At 64.6% G+C, this 2,155-nt stretch carries 3 protein-coding genes; 1 reads left to right on the top strand and 2 read right to left on the bottom strand.

The window, feature by feature from the left end:
• Window positions 1-489 (bottom strand): hemerythrin domain-containing protein (locus ACEQXV_RS08675; RefSeq protein ID WP_372525514.1); only part of this gene is annotated, 489 nt, incomplete at its 3' end.
• Window positions 490-647: 158 nt separating this feature from the next.
• Here ACEQXV_RS08675 and ACEQXV_RS08680 point away from each other — a divergent pair.
• The gene (locus tag ACEQXV_RS08680) at window positions 648-1,220 is read left to right on the top strand and encodes a hypothetical protein (RefSeq protein WP_370268782.1); all 573 of its coding nucleotides are present in this window, start codon (window positions 648-650) and stop codon (window positions 1,218-1,220) included.
• 84 nt (window positions 1,221-1,304) lie between these two features.
• Here ACEQXV_RS08680 and ilvC read toward each other — a convergent pair.
• The coding region (gene ilvC / locus ACEQXV_RS08685; RefSeq protein ID WP_370268784.1) for a ketol-acid reductoisomerase at window positions 1,305-2,155 on the bottom strand (851 nt) is incomplete at its 5' end.

Genomic DNA, 2,155 nt, shown 5'->3' on the forward strand with positions numbered 1-2,155 from the left:
GATCACCAGATCCTCTTCATCGCTCAGGTGCCGGTGCAGGAACCCGTTCAGCCGCTCGGCCAGGTCGCGCACCGGCCCCGCGTCGCCTGCCATCTGCGCAGGCTCCAGCGTGGCCAGCTGCACCACCCGGTTTGCCCCGCGGGTGAAGCGGTCGAGCAGACCGTCCAGTTCGGCATGGTCGGTCTCCAGCATCTCCAGCCCGTCCGAAAACCTCGGGTCGGCGGCCTGAAGCTCGGGGAAGTAGGTCCGGTCTTCCCATGTGTGGTGGCCGTGCAGGTTGCGCACCAAGAGGTTGCCGTAATGCGCCAGCCGCCCGGCATAGCGGTCGGCCTCCATCCTGCCATCGAGGAAGCTCTCGCTGTCCTCCTGAACGATCGCGCCAAGCTGGCGGAACATCTGATGGGCGCCCATCCAGTTCCGGATGGAGCGGGCGAAGGCGGGATGCGCCTGCCAGCCATCGCGTGGCAGGTCCCGCAGGAGGCTCCGCATTTCGGGCGGAAGGCCCTCCCGTGTCGTGATGTGGTGGGTCATGACCGGCCAGATGGGGATGACACGCAAACGTGACAATCTGCGCGAGCGCACAAGGCCGGGGCCGGATTGCACCGAGCCCGTCCGCCTTCTAGGGTGCCGGAAAGGAGGAGTTGACGATGACAATCATTCCAGTAACGGGAAGGCTCGCCGCCGCGGCGCTGGCGCTTTCTCTCCTCTCCGGCGCGGCACAGGCTCAGATGCATGGCGGCGGCCAGGGCATGATGCACCACGGCCAGGACGGCACCGGCCATGACGAGGTGACGATGCCGGGGCTGCGCGGCCTCAACGCGACACCCGGCGAAAGCGCCGACCTGATGACAATGTTCCATCATTTCGACACGCTCTACCGCGAGGTGGAAAACCTGCCCAATGGCATCCGCACCGTCACCGGTGCGACCGACCCTTACGTGATGGACGCGCTGGTGCGCCACGTTACCCAGATGATCGGCCGGGTCGAGGCCGGCGACGATCCCCAGATCTTCATCCAGAGCCCAACTCTCGACATCTTCTTCGCCCGCTACGAGGGGCTGGAAAACGAGATCGAGATCACCGAAGCCGGCATCGTGGTGACCCAGACTTCGGACGATCCGGATCTGGTCGCAGCCCTGCACACCCACGCCGCCGAGGTCAGCGACATGGCCGCGCGCGGCATGCAGGCGGTGCATGAGCGGATGATGGGCGGCGGCTGAGCGCGACAGGCCCCGACCGATGAAAAAAGGCGCGAGGTGGTGTCCCACCCCGCGCCTTTTCGTTTGCGCCTGACCCGTTCGGGATCAGTTCTTCGACTTGTCGACCATCTTGCCGGCGGAGATCCACGGCATCATGCCGCGCAGCTTTTCGCCGGTGGCTTCGATCTGGTGCTCGTCGTTGATACGACGGGTCGCCTTGAAGGAAGGCTGGCCAACGGCGTTTTCCAGCATGAAGTCGCGCACGAACTTTCCGGTCTGGATGTCGGTCAGGACGTCCTTCATGGCCTTCTTGGTCTGCTCGTAGGGCAGGATGCGCGGGCCCGACACGTATTCGCCGTATTCGGCGGTGTTCGAGATCGAGTAGTTCATGTTGGCAATGCCGCCTTCGTAGATCAGGTCCACGATCAGCTTCACTTCGTGCAGGCACTCGAAATAGGCCATCTCGGGGGCGTAGCCGGCTTCCACCAGGGTCTCGAAGCCCATGCGGATCAACTCAACGAGGCCGCCACACAGACCCGCCTGCTCACCGAAGAGGTCGGTTTCGCATTCTTCGCGGAAGTTGGTCTCGATGATGCCCGAACGACCGCCGCCAATGGCGGAGCAATAGGACAGGCCGATTTCCAGCGCGCGGCCGGTGGCGTCGTTGTGAACGGCCACGAGGCAGGGCACGCCGCCGCCCTTGGTGTATTCGCCGCGCACGGTGTGGCCGGGACCCTTGGGCGCCATCATGATGACGTCGACGCCGGGCTTGGGCTCGATCAGGCCGAAATGGACGTTGAGGCCATGGGCGAAGGCAATCGCCGCGCCTTCGCGCAGGTTGTCATGCACGTATTTCTTGTAGGTCTCGGCCTGCAGCTCGTCGGGCATGGTGAACATGATCAGGTCGCACCAGGCTGCCGCTTCGGCGATGCCCATGACCTGCAGGCCTTCGCCTT

The organism is Nioella sp. (assembly GCF_964229645.1).
Lineage (GTDB): Bacteria > Pseudomonadota > Alphaproteobacteria > Rhodobacterales > Rhodobacteraceae > Nioella.